General features: G+C 46.1%; 24 protein-coding genes and 1 other annotated feature (1 of these 25 cut by a window edge). All 24 genes read left to right on the top strand.

Annotated elements, in window-relative coordinates; translation table 11 throughout:
- The first annotated feature begins 2 nt into the window (after positions 1-2).
- On the top strand, positions 3-1,382 hold the full coding sequence (murC, locus tag NSS94_RS18725) for a UDP-N-acetylmuramate--L-alanine ligase (protein ID WP_013311605.1): 1,380 nt from the start codon (positions 3-5) through the stop codon (positions 1,380-1,382).
- A 166-nt stretch (positions 1,383-1,548) separates the two neighbouring features.
- Positions 1,549-2,769, top strand: a complete 1,221-nt coding sequence (locus NSS94_RS18720; RefSeq protein WP_341039881.1) for an SPOR domain-containing protein — start codon at positions 1,549-1,551, stop codon at positions 2,767-2,769.
- 121 nt (positions 2,770-2,890) lie between these two features.
- Positions 2,891-3,133 (top strand): DUF4321 domain-containing protein, encoded by a 243-nt coding sequence (locus NSS94_RS18715; protein WP_023989955.1) that lies wholly within the window; start codon positions 2,891-2,893, stop codon positions 3,131-3,133.
- Between the two features lie 22 nt (positions 3,134-3,155).
- Complete coding sequence (locus tag NSS94_RS18710) at positions 3,156-3,764, top strand: Maf family protein (RefSeq protein ID WP_039272577.1); 609 nt, start codon at positions 3,156-3,158, stop codon at positions 3,762-3,764.
- A 13-nt stretch (positions 3,765-3,777) separates the two neighbouring features.
- Positions 3,778-4,470 carry a RadC family protein gene (gene radC, locus NSS94_RS18705; protein ID WP_103050169.1) on the top strand — a complete coding sequence of 231 codons (693 nt, stop codon included), beginning with the start codon at positions 3,778-3,780 and terminating at the stop codon, positions 4,468-4,470.
- Between the two features lie 106 nt (positions 4,471-4,576).
- Positions 4,577-5,611: a rod shape-determining protein gene (locus NSS94_RS18700; protein WP_013311600.1), complete on the top strand. Its 1,035-nt coding sequence runs from the start codon at positions 4,577-4,579 to the stop codon at positions 5,609-5,611.
- Between the two features lie 55 nt (positions 5,612-5,666).
- Positions 5,667-6,488, top strand: coding sequence for a rod shape-determining protein MreC (gene mreC, locus NSS94_RS18695; protein WP_029518420.1), 822 nt, complete (start codon positions 5,667-5,669; stop codon positions 6,486-6,488).
- Positions 6,488-7,018: a rod shape-determining protein MreD gene (mreD, locus tag NSS94_RS18690; protein WP_029518421.1), complete on the top strand. Its 531-nt coding sequence runs from the start codon at positions 6,488-6,490 to the stop codon at positions 7,016-7,018. The genes mreC and mreD overlap by 1 nt, the downstream gene beginning before the upstream one ends.
- 82 nt (positions 7,019-7,100) lie before the next feature.
- Positions 7,101-7,763, top strand: coding sequence for a septum site-determining protein MinC (locus NSS94_RS18685; RefSeq protein WP_029518422.1), 663 nt, complete (start codon positions 7,101-7,103; stop codon positions 7,761-7,763).
- A 3-nt stretch (positions 7,764-7,766) separates the two neighbouring features.
- A complete protein-coding gene (minD, locus tag NSS94_RS18680; protein WP_013311596.1) occupies positions 7,767-8,564 on the top strand; it encodes a septum site-determining protein MinD in 798 nt (265 codons plus the stop codon).
- Between the two features lie 342 nt (positions 8,565-8,906).
- Positions 8,907-9,752 carry a peptidoglycan DD-metalloendopeptidase family protein gene (locus NSS94_RS18675; RefSeq protein WP_029518423.1) on the top strand — a complete coding sequence of 282 codons (846 nt, stop codon included), beginning with the start codon at positions 8,907-8,909 and terminating at the stop codon, positions 9,750-9,752.
- Positions 9,745-10,623, top strand: a complete 879-nt coding sequence (locus NSS94_RS18670) for a M50 family metallopeptidase (protein ID WP_029518424.1) — start codon at positions 9,745-9,747, stop codon at positions 10,621-10,623. Before NSS94_RS18675 ends, NSS94_RS18670 begins: the two co-directional genes overlap by 8 nt.
- A 47-nt stretch (positions 10,624-10,670) precedes the next feature.
- A complete protein-coding gene (locus NSS94_RS18665) occupies positions 10,671-11,855 on the top strand; it encodes an Rne/Rng family ribonuclease (RefSeq protein WP_029518425.1) in 1,185 nt (394 codons plus the stop codon).
- Between the two features lie 98 nt (positions 11,856-11,953).
- Positions 11,954-12,041: a sequence feature (ribosomal protein L21 leader region), on the top strand.
- Between the two features lie 13 nt (positions 12,042-12,054).
- Positions 12,055-12,366, top strand: coding sequence for a 50S ribosomal protein L21 (gene rplU, locus NSS94_RS18660; protein WP_013311592.1), 312 nt, complete (start codon positions 12,055-12,057; stop codon positions 12,364-12,366).
- Between the two features lie 13 nt (positions 12,367-12,379).
- Positions 12,380-12,718, top strand: a complete 339-nt coding sequence (locus tag NSS94_RS18655; RefSeq protein ID WP_013311591.1) for a ribosomal-processing cysteine protease Prp — start codon at positions 12,380-12,382, stop codon at positions 12,716-12,718.
- A 5-nt stretch (positions 12,719-12,723) separates the two neighbouring features.
- On the top strand, positions 12,724-13,041 hold the full coding sequence (rpmA, locus tag NSS94_RS18650; protein ID WP_039272574.1) for a 50S ribosomal protein L27: 318 nt from the start codon (positions 12,724-12,726) through the stop codon (positions 13,039-13,041).
- A 146-nt stretch (positions 13,042-13,187) separates the two neighbouring features.
- Positions 13,188-13,925, top strand: coding sequence for a Spo0B domain-containing protein (locus NSS94_RS18645; RefSeq protein WP_029518427.1), 738 nt, complete (start codon positions 13,188-13,190; stop codon positions 13,923-13,925).
- 13 nt (positions 13,926-13,938) lie between these two features.
- Positions 13,939-15,249 carry a GTPase ObgE gene (gene obgE / locus NSS94_RS18640; protein ID WP_039272573.1) on the top strand — a complete coding sequence of 437 codons (1,311 nt, stop codon included), beginning with the start codon at positions 13,939-13,941 and terminating at the stop codon, positions 15,247-15,249.
- Positions 15,250-15,406: 157 nt separating this feature from the next.
- Positions 15,407-15,844 carry an ACT domain-containing protein gene (locus tag NSS94_RS18635; RefSeq protein WP_013311587.1) on the top strand — a complete coding sequence of 146 codons (438 nt, stop codon included), beginning with the start codon at positions 15,407-15,409 and terminating at the stop codon, positions 15,842-15,844.
- Positions 15,845-15,887: 43 nt separating this feature from the next.
- The gene (locus tag NSS94_RS18630) at positions 15,888-17,174 is read left to right on the top strand and encodes a homoserine dehydrogenase (RefSeq protein WP_341039880.1); all 1,287 of its coding nucleotides are present in this window, start codon (positions 15,888-15,890) and stop codon (positions 17,172-17,174) included.
- A gap of 27 nt (positions 17,175-17,201) precedes the next feature.
- On the top strand, positions 17,202-18,170 hold the full coding sequence (gene thrB / locus NSS94_RS18625) for a homoserine kinase (RefSeq protein ID WP_341039879.1): 969 nt from the start codon (positions 17,202-17,204) through the stop codon (positions 18,168-18,170).
- A complete protein-coding gene (gene pheA, locus NSS94_RS18620; protein ID WP_029518431.1) occupies positions 18,167-19,066 on the top strand; it encodes a prephenate dehydratase in 900 nt (299 codons plus the stop codon). The genes thrB and pheA overlap by 4 nt, the downstream gene beginning before the upstream one ends.
- Before the next feature lie 17 nt (positions 19,067-19,083).
- The gene (gene ilvE, locus NSS94_RS18615) at positions 19,084-19,968 is read left to right on the top strand and encodes a branched-chain-amino-acid transaminase (protein ID WP_029518432.1); all 885 of its coding nucleotides are present in this window, start codon (positions 19,084-19,086) and stop codon (positions 19,966-19,968) included.
- Between the two features lie 159 nt (positions 19,969-20,127).
- A protein-coding gene (locus NSS94_RS18610; protein WP_341039878.1) for a LysM peptidoglycan-binding domain-containing protein crosses the window boundary here: on the top strand, positions 20,128-21,420 show its 5' portion. It continues 306 nt past the right edge of the window; only the first 1,293 of its 1,599 coding nucleotides appear in the window; it begins with the start codon at positions 20,128-20,130; its stop codon lies off the right edge, out of view.

The raw sequence follows: 21,420 nt of genomic DNA, 5'->3' as shown, positions 1-21,420 counted from the left end.
TGTTGATTACTTCGGAACATGTTCATTTTATCGGTATCGGCGGCTACGGGATGAGCGCGATTGCTCGAGTCATGCTGGAGATGGGTTATACCGTGACTGGCTCAGATGTGGCATCACAGGAGCTGACAGAAAAACTGGCGGCAAAAGGCGCAAAAATATATATTGGACACACGCCTGAGCATATTGCAGGCGCGGATATCGTCGTCTATTCAACAGCATTGTCACGTGACAATGTGGAGCGGGTGGCAGCGGAGGAATTGAATATTCCAACTCTGCACCGTTCGCAGATGCTGGCTCGCTTGCTTAACGAACGTAAGGGAATAGCTGTTGCGGGTGCGCACGGTAAAACGACAACCTCTTCCATGATCGCTCTGGTTATGGAGAGATGTAACGTTGATCCAACGTATATTATTGGCGGCGAAATCACGAATTTGGGGACGAATGCCAAAGCAGGTAAAAGCGAGTTTGTCGTTGCTGAGGCGGATGAGAGTGATGGTTCTTTCCTGCAATATCATCCTTGGCAAGGCATCGTAACCAATATTGAAGCAGATCATTTGGAAAATTACGATGGCGACTTTAATCGTCTGAAAAGTGCTTATGTACAGTTTTTGAGTCAAATTCGACCGGATGGAGCGGCTATTGTGTGCGCAGATGATCAGAACATCCGGGAAATGCTGCCTCAACTCCAGACTCGGGTCATTACTTATGGAGTGGAGCATGAAGCGGATTATATGGCGACAGATATCCAATTAGGTGACCGTCGATTAAGCTTCACTATGAGCCGTAAGGGAACAGCACTCGGAACAATCGAACTATCAGTGCCGGGTAAACATAACATGTATAATGCGATGGCGACTGTAATTTCATGTTTAGAAGCAGGGATTCCATTCGATCAAATCGCTGCTACAATTGTGGAATTTCACGGAGCGAAGCGTCGGTTTCAAGTACTAGGTGAAAGCAATGACATACTGATTATTGATGACTATGCGCATCACCCAACAGAGATTGAGGCTACGATTAGCGCAGCAAGAGCGACTGGCAAGCGTATTATTGCTGTATTCCAGCCGCAACGCTATAGCCGCACCTTTTTCCTGCTCGATGCGTTCAGCCGCGCGTTTAGCGAGGCTAGTGAAGTCATCATTACCGATATTTATTCACCAGCGGGAGAAAAACAGATTGAGGGCGTGCATTCTTCCAAGCTCGTGGATTTAATCGTCCAAAACAGCAATGCTAATGCAATCTATTTGCCGACCAAAGAAGCTGTGATCGAGGAGTTGAAAGATCGATTACAGCCGGGTGATCTTGTGCTGACGATGGGAGCAGGAGATATCTGGAAAGCAGGTGACGCGTTAGCGCGCCATCTTCGCGGACAGCAAGTGTAAACCGTATAAAAATGAGCTGTTGCGCCAATGAATTACAATTATTCAAGGGTATTCCGAACACGACTGTGTTTCGGGATACCCTTTTTTGTAATGCTGGGGCATATATTCTTAGCTTGACTCATACAACAGACTATGAGGAAGTATGGGACAAGGAGGGAGTGCATCCATGAACAAGACCAAGATGACATTCCGGTTCGACCAACAGTTGCCGGAGACAAGCCGGGAGGATAAGCTACAGGTGCTTCCGTACAAAAACGAGTCGATTACGAACGAACAGCGTGAAACTGATAACCCGCATAAAGGAACGGAACGGAACAGAGGAATGGAGAAAAATACTGCAACTACGCAAGAATCAAAGATCAAAGAACCTGAGGATCGGAATAAACGCATTTCAAGTCGGCGTTTTGCTCCGACATTAAGAGTACAAGAGGGATGGGAAGATCCCTTTGGTCGTTCGGCGGCTTCCTGGTCAGATGCGGAAGTTCTACCGGATAGCCTGGAAGAGGATGAGGAAGCTTATCATTCTGGCCAAGAGTACAGAAGACGTCCGCCCCACCCTTCTAGATGGAAACTGGTTGGCTCTGTAGCCAGCGCACTGATGACCGGAGGCATGTTTGGATATATTATGTTGTTACTGTTTAACGGAGGAGGCATGGTTCCGGGATCAGATCCTTCAGTAGAGGAGGCTGTACCGGTCTTTAAAGAATCTGTTGGTGCGGATGCAATATCTGCAAAAGAGAACTCTGTCCCTGCCACTGTCATAAAGGCTCAGGTACCACCTCAAACCTACTATTTGTTGCAATATGGGGTTTTCAGCACCCCAGAACGGGCCTTACAAGCAAAAGAAGAACTGTTAAAGGCAGGTATTGCAGCAGGAGGGGATACCGAGAACCAAAACCGGGTATATGCAGGAATATCACCGGATAGGGAGCAAGCCAAGTTGCTCAGCAATCAGTTGAAAACACAAGGAGTCGAATTGTATGTTCGTGAGCTTGAATTGCCTGGTTTTGAAAAAGCGGCTTACGGAGGCGAAGGTGATAAACTCACTAGCTTTTTTCAGTTAAGTAGCTCATTGGTGGGTAAGTTGAGCGGACTTTCCTCAAACTTGCTCGGAGAAGGAGGTCCGAATACGGTACCAGCCTCCGACATGAAGGAGCTGAACGACCTGCATCAGCAGTGGACACAAAATATCACTGTACTTCCCAGTGGTCTTCCGAAGGAAGCGGTTGCCTCCGCAACCTCACTTGAAAAGGCGATGAACAGCGCGATCTCTGCACTTGGGGAATATAATAAGAATACAGCCAAGGAACACATTTGGGAGATTCAGTCCTCCATGATGGAATATGTTTTGCGTGAGAGGGAATTTATCCAATTCATAAAACAATAGGCTAACCATATTTTCCGGCAAGGAACTGGAAATAGTTCCCCATGCCGGATTTCTGTTTGTATTGCAGTACAAATCACCGTATAATAATGAAGGTGTCAAAAAATGGCGAGGGAAGATCAGGATGAAAAAAAATGTAGGAATGCTTATACTGTTTTTATTGCTCGGTTGGCTCTTGGGTGCATGGATTGCCAAAGCCCTTCAATCGATCAAATTCCTTTCTTTTCTGACCCACCCCACTAGGATATCTTGGTCGCCGAGAGCGGACCTGGATATTATCAGCTACAACATAACAATAAATTTTGAATTGAGCCTGCTTAGTCTGATCGGCATCATTGCCGCGTTCTGGCTGTACCGCAGGCTCTAACTGATGAAAAGGAGCTTCCCTTATGGACGGGAAAATTACGCCCCGCATTATTTTGGCATCGACTTCACCAAGAAGGAAGGAATTGCTCGCATTTTTGAGACTCCCCTTTGAGGTGGTGCCAAGTCATGCGGATGAGAGCACGCCTGAGAGCTGGACGCCTCAGCAAATCGTGGAGACCCTTGCGGCACGCAAAGCCCAAGCGGTCGTGAACACCGTCACTCAGTCGAAGGAAGCCGGACTGGTGATTGGCAGTGATACCATTGTCGTGCTGGATGGTTCGGTATTGGGCAAGCCAGCCGACCATGCGGACGCAGTTCGCATGCTGACTGCATTGCAGGGAAGGACACACCGGGTGTACACCGGGGTAGCCTGCATACATACCGGAACCGGCGAAGTGCTTGTCAGACATCGCCAAACGGAGGTTACAATGAAGCCTCTGAGTCAAGAGCAAATTGTGGCATACGTGAATACTGGTGAACCGTCTGACAAGGCAGGAGCGTATGGCATTCAAGGCATGGGTGCTACGCTGGTGGAATCTATTCAGGGTTGTTATTTTAACGTCGTAGGATTGCCGCTTTCCTTGCTTTCGGACATGCTGTCCGATTTTGGAGTGAATGTGTTGCGTCCATAAAGGGGATAAACATATGCTGGAGTCGCCAATACTGATGCTTCGCGACCTCCCCCATGAAGAACGACCAAGAGAGCGCATGATGACATATGGGGCGGATGCCTTAAGCAACGCGGAGTTGCTGGCAATATTGCTGCGTACAGGAACGCAAAATGAGTCTTCGGTGCATTTAGCGCAGCGTATTTTGCAGCAGGCAGGAAATTTGCGTCAACTGGTGGATATGAGCTTGAACGAGTTGACCCAGATTAAGGGCATTGGGGATGCTAAAGCGATACAGCTAAAAGCGGGTATCGAACTGGGGCGTCGATTAGCTTTGTCTCGCCATTTGGAGACCCCGGTGATTAGTTGCCCGCGGGATGTGGCAGATCTGTTGTTTGAGCAGCTTCGTTATTTGCAGAAAGAGCATTTTGTATGCTTGTTCCTTAACACTAAAAATCATGTCATTGCTCAGGAAACACTATCTATGGGTAGCCTGAATTCTGCCATCGTGCATCCACGTGAAGTATTTCGGGCAGCAATCAAATGCAGCAGTGCTTCAATAATTTGCGCTCATAACCATCCGAGCGGTGATCCGAAGCCAAGCCCGGAAGATGTCCAGTTGACTCGCCGCCTGATGGAAGCGGGCAACATCGTGGGTATCGACGTGCTTGATCATATAGTGATCGGGGACGGGACCTTTGTAAGTTTGAAGGAACAAGGTCTGATATAATATAATATTTAAATCAAACATTTAAACACGACCGGATAATCCGGCCTGAATAAACCGCTTATACATTGGATAACAGATTTCAGGGAAGAGAAAAGGAGATTACATCATGCTGGGTGGCTTTACAAAAGATTTGGGAATAGATTTGGGGACGGCAAACACGCTTGTATACGTAAGAGGTAAAGGAATTGTGGTTCGTGAACCATCTGTAGTCGCTTTGCGTACAGATACAAAAACCATTGAGGCTGTTGGTGAATCTGCGAAAAAAATGATCGGTCGCACACCGGGAAATATCCGTGCGATTCGTCCGATGAAGGACGGTGTCATTGCTGATTTTGATACGACAGCAACGATGATCAAATATTTTATCCGTCAGGCGCAAGCCCAACGCTCTTTGTTTCCACGCCATCCGAACGTGATGGTTTGTGTGCCTTCGGGCATTACTGCGGTGGAGCAGCGTGCTGTTGAAGATGCGACGAAGCAAGCAGGCGCAAGAGAGGCATATACGATAGAGGAGCCGTTTGCAGCAGCAATTGGCGCTGATCTTCCTGTATGGGAGCCTACAGGCAGTATGGTTGTCGATATCGGTGGAGGTACAACCGAGGTGGCAGTCATTTCCCTGGGTGGGATTGTAACAAGCCGCTCCGTGCGTGTCGCTGGCGATGAAATGGACGAGTCCATCATCCAATACGTGAAGCGCCAATACAATCTGATGATTGGTGAACGGACTTCAGAGCAACTGAAAATGGAAGTGGGTTCAGCTATGCCATTAGAGCAAGTGGAAACCTCGGAAATCCGCGGACGTGATCTGGTAACAGGTTTGCCGAAGACGATCACGATTACTTCTGATGAAATTAGTGAAGCATTATCGGATACAGTCAATGCAATCGTGGATGCGGTTAAAGTAACACTGGAAAAATGCCCTCCCGAATTGGCAGCGGATATCATGGATAGAGGTATTGTACTTACTGGCGGTGGAGCACTTCTACGTAACCTGGACAAGCTGTTGGCAGGTGAAACCGGAATGCCGGTGATCGTAGCAGAAAATCCTCTAGATTGTGTGGCAATCGGTACAGGCAGAGCGTTGGAAAATATTCATTTGTTCAAATCGCGCAGCAGTTCTGCCGTCCGTTCCAAACGTTGAATCGGGGGTGTAGGAACTGTTTAAGCTGTTTGGCAATAAAAGACTATTTGTTCTATTGATAGGAATCGTTCTGTTTATTGCCCTTATGGGGATTACACTTGGACAGAGGAATTCCTTAACCTGGCCCGAGAAGTTCGCCAGAGATTCGATTGGCTTTGTGCAAGGTATCTTTTACAGGCCCGCTTCTGCAATAGCGGGCTTCTTTGAAGATATCGGGAATATGCGCAGTATCTACGAAGAAAATGAACGGTTAAAAATTGCTGTGGCAAAGCTGACTCGTGACCAAATTCAGACCCATAATTATGTTGAAACAAATGCCAGACTGCAGAATGAACTGAAGTTCACCCAAACGCAAAAGGCGAAAAATAATTATGATTATCGTGTTGCTCAAGTGAACAGCGTCAGCAATGATTCCAAAACGCTTGTGATCGATATTGGTGAGAAGGACGGAGCGAAGGTTGGTCAGGAAGTCAGTTCGCTTGAAGGATTTGTCGGAGTCATTAGTCAAACGGGGAATTTTACGTCCACCGTTACCCTATTGACTACATTGGATCCTAAAAATCCGAATTCTTATGCTATTGCAGCGACAGTCTTGGGCAAGGAAAATCAATCGTTTGGTATGATTGAAAGCTATGATCCGGGTACGAACAGATTTCAAATGACTCGCATTGAGGAAAAAGATCCAATCGCAAAGGGTGATCAGATTATTACATCTGGCGCAGGTGGTAAATTCCGCAAAAACCTAATGGTTGGAACGGTAGAGAAGATTCAGGTTGGGGAGTTTGGCAAAACACGGACAGCGATTATTAAACCGGCAGCTAGCTTTGTGGATTGGAAAGAACTGCTCATCCTCTACACTCCTGAGGTACCGGAATAATGAAGATGCGCGGTCAGGTTCTAATACTGCTGCTGTTTGTACTGTTTATAGCTGAAGGGACGATTCTTCCATGGCTTCTTCCGGATAGTTGGCATTCAAGAATGGTTCCGAATTTTGTGTATGTCGTGATCTTGTTTGTGTCTGTGTATTACAGCCGCCATACAGCATTGGTGCTAGGTATTGTTTTTGGACTTATTCATGATGTAGTGTTCTATGGGTTTATCATTGGGCCTTATTCTTTTGCAATGGGGTTGTCTGCATACTTATTGGGGCTTGTTTTTACAGCTCGACGTGCGCAGATGCCCATTATGATGGCAGCCGTGTTGATTGGTAGTTTCCTCTTGGATTCTATGCTTTTTGCCATTGACCAGCTGTTCCAGCTGAATCATCAGACTTTCAATTGGGCACTTGCTCAGTATATAATTCCTGATTTATTTATCCATTTTCTGTTCGCCCTCATCATTTATGTCCCAGTTCGCAAGCAGTTGCAGCGTTTGGGTACCCGTGTGAAAAAGGAAGAGGCTGTCTAGGTCTTTTTACACACATTTTGTCCGGGTTAGCAGGGATTTGACGTCCCGGGGACGAAATGATTGAGATAGGAGGGACAGGCTAATGGCAGTGAAATCGAATCATGTCACGATTAAAGGCATCAAAGATGGCCTGGTATTCCTGCTGGACGATCAATGCGAGTTTGAGAATTTGCTGGGTGAGCTGCGTTTTAAGCTGGAGCACAGTCATCAAAATATTTTAACAGGCCCGATCATTCATGTGGATATTAAGCTGGGAAGCCGAGAAGTGACAGAGGAACAGAAGGAAAGTATTCTGGAGATTTTGAAGCAAAAGGGGAATCTGCTCATCAGGTCTGTAGAATCACCTGGACTGCCTGTGGAAGTGCAGGGAAAGCCCCCTATTCATACGGTGACAGGGATTATCCGATCTGGTCAAGTGCTTCATCACAATGGGAACCTACTCTTTTTGGGAGATGTAAACCCGGGTGGAATTATAACATGTACTGGTGATATTTATGTCCTCGGCGCTCTGCGAGGCATGGCGCATGCAGGGATGGAGGGAAATAGTGAAGCGATTATAGCGGCTTCCTATTTTGCACCGACACAGTTGCGAATTTCCGAAATGATCAGCCGTCCACCAGACGAATGGGAGACACGTGAATCCGGTATGGAATTTGCGTATCTCAAGGATGGCGCTATGCAAATAGATAAAATGAGCAATATTGTGCGTCTGGGCCGCGATTTTAACGTGTTCAAAGGGGTGTAGCACATGGGAGAGGCTATCGTCGTCACTTCAGGAAAAGGCGGCGTCGGCAAAACGACGACGTCAGCCAATATAGGAACAGCGCTTGCACTGCTCGGCAAAAAGGTATGTTTGGTGGATACGGATATCGGTTTGCGTAATCTAGACGTTGTGATGGGTCTAGAAAACCGAATTATTTACGACCTTGTTGATGTAGCGGAAGGTCGTTGCCGTTTAAATCAGGCACTGGTTAAGGACAAGCGTTTTGAGGAGCTGTATATGCTGCCAGCCGCTCAAACCAAGGACAAGAGTGCTGTTACGCCGGAGCAGGTTAAGGATATTATTTTGGAGCTTAAAAAGGATTTTGAATATATATTGATCGATTGCCCTGCGGGTATTGAACAAGGCTTTAAAAATGCCATTGCTGGGGCGGATCAGGCTATTGTTGTGACTACTCCGGAAAATGCAGCCGTACGCGATGCAGACCGGGTAATTGGTTTACTGGAAAGCTCACATGTGATATCACCCAAGTTGGTGGTTAACCGCATTCGCAATAGCATGGTTAAATCCGGAGATATGTTGGATATTGATGGGATTTTACAAGTGCTTAGCATAGACCTTATTGGGATTGTGCCGGATGATGAAATGGTAATTAAAGCAGCTAATACAGGGGAGCCCACCGTTATGAATCCAGATTCACAGGCCGCGATTGCTTACCGTAACATTGCGAGACGGATTTTGGGCGATACAGTGCCCCTCATGCAGCTAGACCAGAAGAAAAGCGTGATGACACGTTTTAAGAAGTTTTTTGGTATGGGTGGATGAGGAAAACCGGAAGTTATGGCTGGTAAATTGCTTCCACGCTTCCTAAGTGATTTTCTATTGGTTCTAAGGTAGGAGCTGTAGTAGTATTCATTTGTAATACTAGACACTTAAATAAGTAATAATCTTATTTAAGTGTTTTTGGTTTGTCTTTTTAAATTCCTATAATACGGCTTCACAAAATTTAGGGTCACTACATAAATATTATAAATACAAAACAAATCCGGTGCGTTAGCGCCGGTTTTTTTTTGATTTTTAGGTACTTATTCCCGAGCGGGACAACATAAGTTGAAGCCCGTCCTCATAAGATGTATCAAACATACCTCGCTGAGGGGGCTGAACAGGATGAATAAAAATTCCGGAATCAAGCAGCGCAGAGAAGAACGTATACAGCAGCTAATCGCGGGAAGCAAAGCGGAGACGTATCCCTCTGGCATATATCAGTACAGGCACGGGGATAAAGATATGAGGTCGATGCCTATAGTCAGTGCCGACTCGCCCAGAGACCCAGAAACGGAGTGGAAAAATGAGCGGCAACACTGGCAGCAATCTTTTGGGGCGAATCGTGCTCCGTCTTTTTGGACTTCCTTTTGGCGAAGATCAGTCATAGCAACGGTGTTATTTGGAATGGTATGGGGAATGTTTCGTTGGGATATTCCTTATGCAGTGAATTTGAGAATGTTTATTGCGGATGCCTTGAATAAGGATATGGATTTTGCAGCCGTCGGACAATGGTATGAAACTTATTTTGACGGAGCTCCTTCCTTTTTGCCGATTTTTGGCGAGGAGCATGAAACGCACAAGGTAGCCGCAAATCGAAAGGGCTCTCCACCGATCGAAGGCACTATAACACAGCCTTTTGTACTGAGCCTGAAAGGGGTAGAAATTACGCCGAATGTCACTGACAACGGGCCAATCGTTGTTAAAAGTATAGATGCAGGACGAGTATTAGACATATTAAATCATCCCAAAAGCGGGATTTCGGTTACAGTTCGACACACTGGCGGTATCACAGCAACTTACGGGAGGCTTTCCCGCTCTACCTTAAAAGTGAACGACTGGGTTCAGGAGGGAGATGAGATCGGTGTACTGCCAGCAAGTCGCAGCGGCAGCGAGGCGGCAACTTTATTTTTGGCAGTTCAGAGAGGGGATCACTACATTGACCCGTCGGAAGTGGTAGCCCTTGATTAATGTCCGAGGGGTGACCTTATCACTACATCCACTGTTTGTATTGGTTATGCTGACCTCCATAATAACGGGACATTTTATCGAGATCATCACTTTATTTACATTGGTGTTTATTCATGAGCTAGGTCATGCGACAGCTGCTTCGTTGTTAGGCGCGCGGGTGCTTTCCATACAGATGTTACCCTTTGGAGGAGTTGCGGTCATTGAGGATCAGGGGAAGCTCAATGCGTGGAAGGAGATTGTCATTGCGCTAGCGGGGCCCCTGCAAAACGGAATCATGATCATCATCCTTTTATGGTTCAAAAATGTGAGTGGACCGGAGTATGATTATGTAAATTATATAATTCAGGGGAATGCAGTTATTGCACTGTTTAATTTGCTGCCCATTTTACCACTTGATGGTGGGAAAATATTGCAGGCAATGATTAGTTTATCCTTTTCTTATCACCGCACATTAGTGTGGACCTTTAGGGCCAGTATCGTAACGAGTCTGCTATTTTGTATGTATGGTATTTCACCGTTGTTAAGGCAAAATGGGCCTATGCATTTAAATCTGCTGGCGGTAGGGATTTTTTTGCTTTATTCTAATATTGTGGATTATCGGAATATCCCTTACCGTTTTATACGGTTTTTGCTGGGGAGGGACGAGCTTTTTTACCGCGAAATAGCTAAGGGAAGTATTGCCTTACCTATTGTATCCCTGCCAATGAAACATTTGGAGCCTATTTTGCGTCTTTTCAGAAGAGATCGGTATCATATGGTTTATGTTATGAATGAACAGGGACGAATTGTAGCCGTACTGCCGGAGCAACGCCTTATTCGCTCTTATTTTGCGACACGCCCGCCAGATGGTGGAGAACCCAAGCCTAAATAATGTTTTATGAGTAAGAAAGAGGCTGTATCCAGAGAGGTTGAAAAACCATGAAGCAAATGATTGTACAATGCCAGCAGCAGATGACCCAAATGGCGCTGTTGGAAGAGGGACGATTGGTTGAATATGCGGCTGAACTACCGCGAAAACGGGGGATTCTAGGTTCTTTTTTCAAAGCGAGGGTGGTCAATGTGCTACCAGGTATGCAAGCCGCCTTTGTTGACATTGGACAGCGAAAGAATGCCTTTTTGTACGTAGATGACGTACTTCACGCTCATTTGGACAAGCAGCCGGAGGTAAAGCCATCCATTTCTGAAGTGTTAAAGGTGGGGCAGGAAATTGTAGTACAGGTATTAAAAGAGGCAGTTGGTAGCAAAGGAGCCAGGGTCACCACTCATTTTTCACTTCCGGGTCGCTGGATCGTATATATGCCCCGTGCTGATTATGTGGCCGTATCCAAGAAGATCGAACGTGAGGGCGAGCGCACCCGTTTGAAAGCAATGGGAGAGCAGCTACGCACAAGTGAGGAAGGACTCATAATCCGTACCGTTTCGGAGGACATGAGTATAGAGGCGATTGAAAATGATCTGAATCAACTACGTAAGCAGTGGGCGGCTATTCAGCGTAAAGCTGGTGAACACTCGGCTCCGTGCGAATTACACCGGGATTTAAGTATTGTTCAGCGATTGATTCGGGATGTGTTTACACCTGAACAGGATGAACTGGTTATTGACAGTGAAGAGCAAGCAAAGGATGCAGAAATCATGCTGCAACAGATTGGTCCTGCGAAAGCTCATGTAAGTATATTTCGTGGTGCAGAAGAAACGATTTTTAAAGCTTATGGCATTCATGAGCAGCTGGAACGCGATTTTGCGCGAAAGGTATGGCTGCAGGGCGGTGGATACATTGTCATTGATCATACGGAGGCACTAACCGTCATTGATGTGAATACCGGGAAGTTTACGGGAGGCAGTAATCTGGAAGAAACGGTAACCCGGACTAACATTGAAGCAGCTGAAGAGATTGCCCGCCTGGTACGTGTGCGTGATATTGGTGGTATCATCATCATTGATTTTATTGACATGGAACAAGAGGAGAACCGTCGGGAAGTATCCTCTGTGCTGGAAGCAAGATTGAAGAAGGATCGGACCAAATCTTATGTTGTCGGTTGGACGCGGTTAGGTTTGCTGGAAATGACCCGCAAAAAAGTGCGTGAAGAAAAGACGCTCGTGTAGAGCGATGCGTAACCCAAAATCATTTTAAAACTAAAGGTTGAATGTGTATAAAGCTTGTGCTACAATCATTTAGTATGTGTGATGCGTAAGATTGGCTGCACATGCTGTAACCGCTCCAATCAGGTACTGAAGTGCAGTATCCTAAGGGAATCTGCCACCTGCTATTAGGCGAGTCTGAGACATAAGGAGGTGCAAGCAAATGTACGCAATTATCGAAACAGGTGGTAAGCAATACAAAGTTCAAGAGGGCGACGTATTGTTCATCGAGAAGTTGGAAGCTAATGATGGTGAAACTGTAACGTTCGATCGTGTTCTGGCAGTGTCCGGCGACAATGGCTTGACAGCAGGTACACCGCTTCTTTCTGGAGCTTCTGTAACAGCTAAAGTTGAGAAGCATGGTCAAGGTCAAAAGGTCATCGTATACAAATACAAACCTAAAAAGAACTACCATGTGAAGCAAGGTCATCGTCAACCGTACACGAAAGTGACGATTGAAAAAATCCAAGCGTAAGAGGGTGCGATAAGTGATTATCGTGCGTATTACACGACTGGAGGATGGCAGCATACAGGGGTTTTCCGTTAAAGGACATGCAAATTTCGCTAAATCTGGCGAGGATATCGTATGTGCTGGCGTTTCGGCGGTAACAGTAGGAACTGTCAATTCGATTGGAGCTCTTACGGACGTTGAGATGGAAACGGAAATGGAAAACGGCTTTTTAAGCGCGTATCTTTCTCCTGAAAGTTATCATGATGCGAACGCACAGGTTCAACTGTTGCTGGAGTCCATGGTGATTATGCTGACAAGCATTGCTGAATCATACGGTAAGTATATTCAAATAGAAAATAATCAAAGAAGGAGGTAGACATCATGTTGAAATTGACATTGGATCTTCAATTATTCGCATCGAAAAAAGGTGTAGGTTCCACAAAAAACGGACGTGACAGTAAATCGAAACGTCTTGGAGTGAAACGTGCTGACGGTCAAGCAGTTACCGGCGGTAGCATCCTGGTTCGTCAACGCGGAACGAAAATTCACCCGGGCACGAACGTGGGCATCGGTAAGGACGACACCCTGTTCGCGAAAGTGGACGGCGTTGTGAAGTTCGAACGTTGGGGCCGTGATCGCAAAAAGGTGAGCATCTACCCGATCGACGTTGCTCCAGTAGCAGCTACTGTAGAAGCTTAATAGCGGCTTAGACACGCTGAAAAGCCTCCGGCACTTTTGTCGGAGGCTTTTTTGCATGATGGTAATGAACTGGAAAGTTAGTCTGTGCTATACTGGATTAAGGTTCTTTAATAATCCATTTAATTATCGCAGAACGGAGAGAAGCCATGTTCCAGCGGATAAGAGCGCCTTATCTGGCGTTGGGTTCCATTCTGATTCCTTTGGTTTTTTCACTGCTCTATCCCGAAGTATTAACGATTATCTTATTAGCAGTATGGTCTGTAGTTGCTGCATGTTTTGGTATGTGGTATACGAATAGACAGGTTGAGTATGAGCGGAAAGCTGCTTTGCGTTCTTTTGAGCGTACAGCGATTGCAATGCTTAACCATCATCGGCATGACTGGATGAATGACTTGCAGGTGCTTTATGGATATATTCGCATGAATAAGCATGATAAATCTGTTGCTTATGTGGAAACAATAAAAGGGCGCGTGGCGGAAGACAGTAAAATATCTAAGTTGGGTATTCCCTCACTGGTGTTTTATTTACAGTCTTTTCGCGTGAACGCCGGTAATTTACAGTTGTCGGTACAGGTTGAGGAGCAGTTAAAGTTAGACGCTGTCATGTCTCCCGAAGACGGCGAGTCGCTTGCCTCGGCCGTCATAGAAACGGTGCGTGCGTATCAATATGGCGGGGGCCGGTCGTCCTGGGGAGAAGTGCGCAGATTGACACTTTATTTCGGTATGGATCAGAATGATGTTATCGTCCGTTTTGAAGGAAGTGACATACCTGCGGATTTGAATATCCTTAAGCGGGTCAGATCCGTACCCGGAAGTGAACGCATTCGAACAGAGAAGCTCCCTACGGGCGAAATGTTTCAAATTCGGATGCAGTGCCAGACATAAGGAAGGTGTAACCATGTTTGTAGATAAAGCGAAGATTTTTGTTAAAGGCGGAGACGGCGGAGACGGATTAATTGCGTTTCGTCGTGAGAAATACGTTCCTGAAGGTGGCCCAGGTGGTGGTGACGGAGGGAACGGTGGAGATGTAATTTTCCGTGTAGATGAAGGTTTGCGTACCTTGATGGATTTTCGGTACCAACGACATTTTAAAGCCCAGCGTGGAGTGAAAGGTCGTAACAAAAGTCAACACGGAGCCAATGCGGAGCACATGATCGTACGTATACCACCGGGAACGGTCATCATAGATGATGATACTGGTGAAGTAGTAGCAGATATGACACGTCATGGTCAACAAGTCGTCGTAGCTAAAGGAGGACGCGGAGGACGCGGGAACATCCGTTTTGCTACGCCGAGTAATCCAGCGCCTGAGTTGGCTGAGAACGGCGCAGAGGGACAAGAACGTTATATCACGCTTGAGTTAAAAGTGATGGCTGACGTAGGTTTGGTCGGATTCCCTAGTGTAGGAAAGTCTACCTTGTTGTCGGTTGTATCTTCCGCGAAACCGAAAATTGGGGCATACCACTTTACAACGATTACTCCAAATTTGGGTGTTGTAGATGTGGGTGATCATCGTAACTTTGTGATGGCGGATTTGCCTGGTTTAATTGAAGGAGCTCATGAAGGTATTGGGCTGGGACATGAATTTCTACGGCACATTGAGCGGACGCGTATTATTATCCATGTTGTGGATATGGCGGGCTCCGAAGGACGTGACCCGTTTGAAGATTGGACTAAAATTAATGACGAATTGAAGCAATATAATGCAGCATTGGCTGAGCGTCCGCAAATTGTGGCGGCCAATAAAATGGATATGCCGGAAGCTGAAGAAAACCTGGCTCACTTCAAAGAGCAGATTGCTTCTATACGTCCTGATCTTGAAATCATGCCTATTTCCTCACTGACACGTCAAGGTGTGAAGGAACTGCTCTACCGGGCTGCTGATTTGCTGGATCAAATACCGGACGAGCCGGTTGTTGAGGAAGTAGCAGAAGTTAATGAACGTAAGGTATTTAAGCTGGATACAGCAGAAGACGAGGGCTTTACAATTGTACGTGAAAACGATACATTCGTGGTGCAGAGCCCTAAAATTGAGCGCATGATGAAGCGCATGCAGTTGAACTCGCATGATGCCATTTTGAAATTAGCAAGAACGTTACGCCACATGGGTGTGGATGCTGAGTTACGCAAGCGTGGCGCCAAAGATGGTACATCTGTACGCATTGCTGATTTCGAGTTCGAATTTGTTGAAGGCAGCAGCTACTACTAAATTTCAAATAAAGGTCTAAAACCTGAACGGTTACTGTACTATAGGAAACTCTATAGAAGGCAGTAGCCGTTTTTTGCATTGTTTGCTTGCCGATTTTCATGAGTTTCGATATAATGTCCTCTATACAAAAACATAAGTCTTTGAGGAGAGGACGTTCTTGAAAGAGCGCTATTACTTGGTACGGGAAGATATTTTGCCTGAAGCTATTGTTAAGACCATACAGGTGAAACTGCTGCTGGCTTCAGGAGATGTTAAAACCGTGCATGATGCCGTGGAGCAAGTTGGGCTAAGCCGAAGCGCCTTTTATAAATATAAGGATGGCATACATTTGGTTAACCAGCTGGAGCGTGAGCGAATTGTTAATATCTCTATTGATTTGGAACATCAATCCGGAATGTTGTCCAGGGTACTTGGCAGAGTGGCAGATTTCGGAGGCAATGTGCTGACGATCCAGCAAAGTATTCCACTGCAAGGCAGAGCCAACGTAGTCATCTCGGTAGAAATGTCCAGACTCAGTGAAGAGTTGGGTGTTCTACTGGAGGGCTTGGAAGATATCTCTGGAGTCAAACGTGTTCGCCTGATTGGGCAAGGTTAAGGCAATACAGTTCATTAGATAAAAGTTATCAGGAGGGGAATGGATGAAACCGGTCAAAGTAGGATTGTTAGGTTTGGGGACGGTAGGAACGGGGGTCGTTCGAATCGTAGAAGGCAATCAGGAAGACTTGAGCAGACAAGTCGGTTCACCGATCATCATTGAAAAAATAGCTGTAAAAAACATAGAAAAATATCGTTCCATTGAAGTGGAGACGAGCAAACTTACTGAGGACCCATGGGAAGTTATTCGGGACCCTGAAATTGATGTAATTATCGAAGTCATGGGCGGCGTTGATCAGACGAAGGAGTACATTCTTGAAGCGCTGGAGCGGGGTAAACACATCGTAACGGCAAATAAGGACTTAATGGCTTTGCACGGTTCTGAAGTATTAGCAAAGGCGCAGGAAAAGCAGTGTGATATTTTTTATGAAGCGAGTGTAGCAGGTGGTATCCCGATCATTCGTACATTAATTGAAGGTTTCTCCTCCGACCGCATTACCCGCATTATGGGGATTGTGAACGGTACGACAAACTTTATTTTAACCAAAATGAGTCAGGAAGGGGCCTCGTACGAGGAAGTTCTCAAGGAAGCGCAGGAGCTTGGGTATGCTGAATCCGATCCGACCTCAGATGTGGAAGGACTGGATGCAGCCCGTAAAATGGCAATTCTCGGCACGCTGGGTTTCCGCTCTAATGTAGAGCTCAAGGATGTAAGTGTCAGCGGCATTTCAAAGGTAACCAGTGAAGATATTGCTTTTGCTAAAAAACTAGGATATGAAATGAAATTGCTAGGCATTGCAGAGCGCCAGTGTGATGAATTTACGATTAATGTTCAGCCGACCATGGTACGCAAGCAACATCCATTGGCTTCGGTGAACGGGGTATTCAACGCGGTGTATGTGCATGGTGAAGCAGTGGGTGAAACCATGTTTTATGGTGCGGGTGCAGGTGAAATGCCGACGGCAACATCAGTTGTAGCCGATTTAGTTGCTGTAGTGAAAAATCTCAAACTTGGTGTCAATGGGCTTAAAGCCATCGTTCCTTACAACCCTAAAAAAATTAGTAACGACGAAGATGTGTATTTCAAAAACTTCGTGCTTCTGCATGTGGATGATAAAGCAGGGGTGTTGGCACGGATTACGCAAGTATTTGCTGAATTTGATGTCAGTCTGGCATCTGTTGTGCAGCAACCGAATGAGGTTAACCCCGATGCTGAAATTATTATCGTGACTCATTTAGCCAGTAAAGCAAGTATGAAAAAGGTTTTGGAGCATTTTGAAACTTTGGACGTCATCCGTCGGATCAAGAGCGTATATCGAGTAGAGGGATAGTCAATAAAAGCAGGAGGAATTGTCTGTATGACCGTTTTAAAAACAGCAAGAGTGCGTGTGCCTGCGAGTACGGCCAACTTGGGTCCGGGCTTTGATACATTGGGCATGGCATTGTCCTTATATGCATGGATTGAAATGAAGGAGGCCGAACAGACGGCTTTTCATTTATACGGAGATGAAATGAATGGTGTTCCCCAAGATAAAACTAATCTGATTTTCAAGGTAGCACAAATGGTTTTTCGGGAAGCAGGTGTATCAGTTCCTGAGCTCGATATTTCGATGTACTCAGATATTCCACTCACTCGTGGTTTGGGCAGCAGTGCTTCTGCCATTGTGGGCGCCTTGGTCGCTGCAAATACGTTGATTGGCTCGCCTCTACCGGATTCCAAGTTGTTCGATATGGCAAGCGCCATTGAAAAACATCCGGATAATGTTGGAGCTTCTCTGTTTGGCGGTATTATTACAGCGATGTGGGACGGTGAGCGTGCTAGGCATTTACGACTTGAACCGGATACCAATCTGGAGGTTATGGTAGTTATTCCAGATTTTCAGCTGTCCACGTCGAAAGCCAGAGAGGTTCTACCCGCACAAGTATCATTGAAGGATGCTGTATATAATATAAGTCATGCTTCCATGCTGGTAGCAGCATTGGCATCAGGGCGAACCGACTTAATCGCTGAAGCGATGCGTGATCAGCTTCATCAGCCTTACCGCGCGGCACTTGTGCCAGGTATGACAGAGATCTTGCAGGATGCGCACCATTATGGTGCTTTGGGTGTGGCTCTAAGTGGGGCTGGACCAACGTTGCTGGTATTGACAGATCGGCGGGAAAATCGGAAAGCAGAGCTGGAGCAGTATTTAACGGATACCATGAACAAAGAGGGGATCACTGCTTCTGTTTTAAAATTGCGCCCTGAGGATGAAGGAGTTAAAGTATATACAGAAGGGAATACTCTCCCTTTTATGGATATGATTAAAGGGGAACTTACGATATGAAACGAATTGCACTTCTTCCTGAGGGGACTGTTTCTCATGAAGCGATTAAGTATTTGTTAGGAGATACGTCCCATGAATTACTTTTTTACAAACATATCGCGGACGTATTTCAGGCAGTAGACAAGGGTCAGGCAGACTATAGTGTAATTCCCATTGAAAATACGATTGATGGCTCTGTAAGTTTGCATATGGATTGGCTTGTACATGAAGTAGACATTCAAATGCAGGCGGAATGGGTATATCCTTCAATTCAAAATCTTATTGGTCATCGCAGTGAATTTACGAAGGATTTGGACAAGCTAGATTTGAGCAAAGTGGTCAAAATTATGTCTCATCCTGTGGCGCTTCCCCAGTGTAAAGAATTCATACAGGCTTCCGCTCCTCAGGCCGAGTTGGAGAGTGCAGGAAGTACGGCGGAAGCTGTCGAAATTGTTAAACATAACCCCGGTAAAGGCTGGACCGCTCTCGGAACCAAGCTTGCGGCTGCCAAACACGGATTGGATATTTTGGCCAGCAAAGTGACGGATCACGATAACAACTTTACCCGCTTTGTCTTGATCGGTCATCAACCTATAAGTCTCCCGGGTACGCCTGAAGGTCAGCGAACCAGTATTTTGGTCACGCCGCCGCAGGATTTCCCGGGAGCGCTGCATCAGGTTTTATCCGCATTTGCATGGCGCAGGTTAAATCTGTCCCGTATTGAATCGCGTCCGACCAAAAAGCAATTGGGGAATTACTATTTTTACATTGAAGTTTTGGAATCTCTGCATTCCGTGCTACTTCCGGCAGCCTTTGCAGAGATCGAGGCTTTGGGGTGCCATGTACGTGTTCTTGGCTCTTATCCAAGCTACAAGTATGTTGAAGCAGCGATCGAACCTATTTTAAAGGAACATTAATCGGAGGTGTGGTTTTAATGGCAGAACAATGGATCTATCTGGATGGGCAGCATGTGACTAAGGAAAACGCAAAGGTTTCCGTATATGATCATGGATTCTTGTACGGAGACGGTATATTTGAGGGCATTCGTATCTATAACGGGAATATTTTTAAATGTAAGGAGCACTTGGAGCGTCTGTATGATTCTGCGAAATCCATTCAGTTAAACATTCCGTTGTCTCCTGATGAAATGTTGGAAGCAATGGCTGAAACGATTCGTCTTAACGAAATGCGTAACGGATATATCCGTCTGATTGTATCCCGAGGTGCAGGAAATCTAGGTTTAGATCCTCTTCGTTGTGCGAAGGCGAGTGTCATCATTATCGTGGAGCAGCTCGCCATTTACCCGGAAGAAGCTTACTTGACTGGCCTGAAGACAATTTCTGTCTCTCAGCGTCGCAACATCCCGGATGCTTTGAATCCGAAGATTAAATCATTGAACTATCTCAACAATATCCTCGTGAAGATCCAGTCTAACTATGCTGGTGTAGGTGAGGCTATTATGCTCAATTCCCAAGGGTATGTGACGGAGGGCTCTGCAGACAACATTTTCATTGTCAAAAACGGAGTGTTGTATACACCTCCTTGCTATTTGGGGGCGCTTGAAGGGATCACTCGTAACGCTATTATCGATTTGTGTGCTAAGCTTGGGTATTCCCTTAAGGAACAACCTTTTACACTGCATGATGTATATGTTGCGGACGAGGTGTTTTTTACAGGAACTGCGGCAGAAGTTATTGCAGCTTATGAAGTGGATGGTCGTACGATCGGCTCTGGCGTTGCTGGCCCAGTAACTTTGGAGCTCCTGGCTGAGTTCCGGAAGATCGTGGATCAGGATGGCTACAAAGTGTGGCAGGACTAAAATAAAACCGAATCCTTTTAATTGAATGCTCGCGAGAGTATTCAGTTAAAAGGATTTTTTTGTTTGTATGGGGTCATTCGCCCGGGAGGTGCATAGGATGTAATAACAGAAGCCGGGCGTTTATCCCGCCCGAACGAAAGTCTAGGAGGTTTGTGACCTGTGAAAATACACATCGTCAAAAAAGGTGACACTCTGTACTTGCTGGCACAGAAGTATAATGTGACGCTGGAGAAAGTTATTGCCGCCAATCCCCAATTGGCAGACCCTAATCAGTTGAGTATCGGCGAGAAAATTAAAATTCCAACAGAGCCTGTCACGATGGAAACACAGCCGTCAACGGTATATCAACACAAGGTTAAGCAAGGAGACTCATTGTGGAAGTTGTCTAAGGCGTGGAATGTACCGCTCAAGCTAATTATTGATGCCAATTCCCAGCTTAAAAACCCGAACGCACTACTGGTTGGAGAAACAGTTAATATTCCACACTACAAAGAAGAGAATTCTGATTTTACTGAGAATAAAAAAAATACCGCAGTCAAAGAAGAGATGACACAGCCTAAACCTGAATCCCCCACTAAGCAAGAACTTACCCAGCCCAAGGCAGAGATGACACAGCCTGAGCCGGAGAATATGCCTAGCCCTAAAGAGGAGATGACACAGCCGAAAGAAACAGTGAATCCTCCTAAGCTTCCTGAATTAAAACTGCCTGAAGTCCCTATGGCACCCGTAAATCCCGCTCCACCTCAAATGCAGCCCATAGTTACACCACCTGCTCCACCTCAAATGCAACCTATAGTTACCCAACCGATTGCATCTAAGCCACAGCTTCCTACAACTGTTGTGAAGCAACCTGTAACTGAAAAGTTTTGCGGCTGCACAAAATCGGAGTCGATGGTAAATTCCGAGTGGTCGATACAACAGCCGACATCTGATTATAGCCCACAAATAAATGCAATGCCGAACTCGTGGTATCCGGGGATTGGGTCTCCTCAAGCGCCTATAAATACCTCCTTAGCAGAATATGCCTCTCCTACTGTAGTTTCTGATCAGGGCTATCATCATGACTGTGAGCATCCATGGTGCTGGGGGCCTGTGCAGACACCAATTATAAATGCCTATCCAACACCTTATCCTGTCTATTCAGATTGCTGCGCCCCCGGATATTATCCGAGCCATGAAGCGTCTGAAAATGCATCCTATCCTGTCTATCCTCCATTTATCCATCAAGGGCATCCGCCGCAGTATTCAGAGAGTACAGTCCAGAGCAGTCAATGGAGCCAGGCATGGGGAGGACCTCCATATGGTTTGCCTGCGGCTGGACACGTATCCGACTATAGCCAACTACAAGGACAACAATCTGCGAATTCCCCTTATCATCCGTTTGCGCATGGGAATGCACCTATGTATCCATTAGAGGGATATACAACACCCTATATGTTTATGCCAGACTGT

The sequence above is a fragment of the Paenibacillus sp. FSL L8-0644 genome (assembly GCF_038008165.1).
In the GTDB taxonomy this organism is placed as follows: Bacteria; Bacillota; Bacilli; order Paenibacillales; family Paenibacillaceae; genus Paenibacillus; species Paenibacillus polymyxa_D.
Note: the sequence above shows the minus strand (reverse complement) of the source record. Positions and strands in the feature narration are given on the sequence as shown.

Coding starts and splice junctions, on each gene's coding strand:
- NSS94_RS18720 (WP_341039881.1), top strand. CDS start 1,549: ATGAACAAGACCAAGATGACATTCCGGTTCGACCAACAGTTGCCGGAG.
- NSS94_RS18715 (WP_023989955.1), top strand. CDS start 2,891: ATGAAAAAAAATGTAGGAATGCTTATACTGTTTTTATTGCTCGGTTGG.
- NSS94_RS18710 (WP_039272577.1), top strand. CDS start 3,156: ATGGACGGGAAAATTACGCCCCGCATTATTTTGGCATCGACTTCACCA.
- radC (WP_103050169.1), top strand. CDS start 3,778: ATGCTGGAGTCGCCAATACTGATGCTTCGCGACCTCCCCCATGAAGAA.
- NSS94_RS18700 (WP_013311600.1), top strand. CDS start 4,577: ATGCTGGGTGGCTTTACAAAAGATTTGGGAATAGATTTGGGGACGGCA.
- mreD (WP_029518421.1), top strand. CDS start 6,488: ATGAAGATGCGCGGTCAGGTTCTAATACTGCTGCTGTTTGTACTGTTT.
- NSS94_RS18685 (WP_029518422.1), top strand. CDS start 7,101: ATGGCAGTGAAATCGAATCATGTCACGATTAAAGGCATCAAAGATGGC.
- minD (WP_013311596.1), top strand. CDS start 7,767: ATGGGAGAGGCTATCGTCGTCACTTCAGGAAAAGGCGGCGTCGGCAAA.
- NSS94_RS18675 (WP_029518423.1), top strand. CDS start 8,907: ATGAATAAAAATTCCGGAATCAAGCAGCGCAGAGAAGAACGTATACAG.
- NSS94_RS18665 (WP_029518425.1), top strand. CDS start 10,671: ATGAAGCAAATGATTGTACAATGCCAGCAGCAGATGACCCAAATGGCG.
- rplU (WP_013311592.1), top strand. CDS start 12,055: ATGTACGCAATTATCGAAACAGGTGGTAAGCAATACAAAGTTCAAGAG.
- rpmA (WP_039272574.1), top strand. CDS start 12,724: ATGTTGAAATTGACATTGGATCTTCAATTATTCGCATCGAAAAAAGGT.
- NSS94_RS18645 (WP_029518427.1), top strand. CDS start 13,188: ATGTTCCAGCGGATAAGAGCGCCTTATCTGGCGTTGGGTTCCATTCTG.
- obgE (WP_039272573.1), top strand. CDS start 13,939: ATGTTTGTAGATAAAGCGAAGATTTTTGTTAAAGGCGGAGACGGCGGA.
- NSS94_RS18630 (WP_341039880.1), top strand. CDS start 15,888: ATGAAACCGGTCAAAGTAGGATTGTTAGGTTTGGGGACGGTAGGAACG.
- thrB (WP_341039879.1), top strand. CDS start 17,202: ATGACCGTTTTAAAAACAGCAAGAGTGCGTGTGCCTGCGAGTACGGCC.
- pheA (WP_029518431.1), top strand. CDS start 18,167: ATGAAACGAATTGCACTTCTTCCTGAGGGGACTGTTTCTCATGAAGCG.
- ilvE (WP_029518432.1), top strand. CDS start 19,084: ATGGCAGAACAATGGATCTATCTGGATGGGCAGCATGTGACTAAGGAA.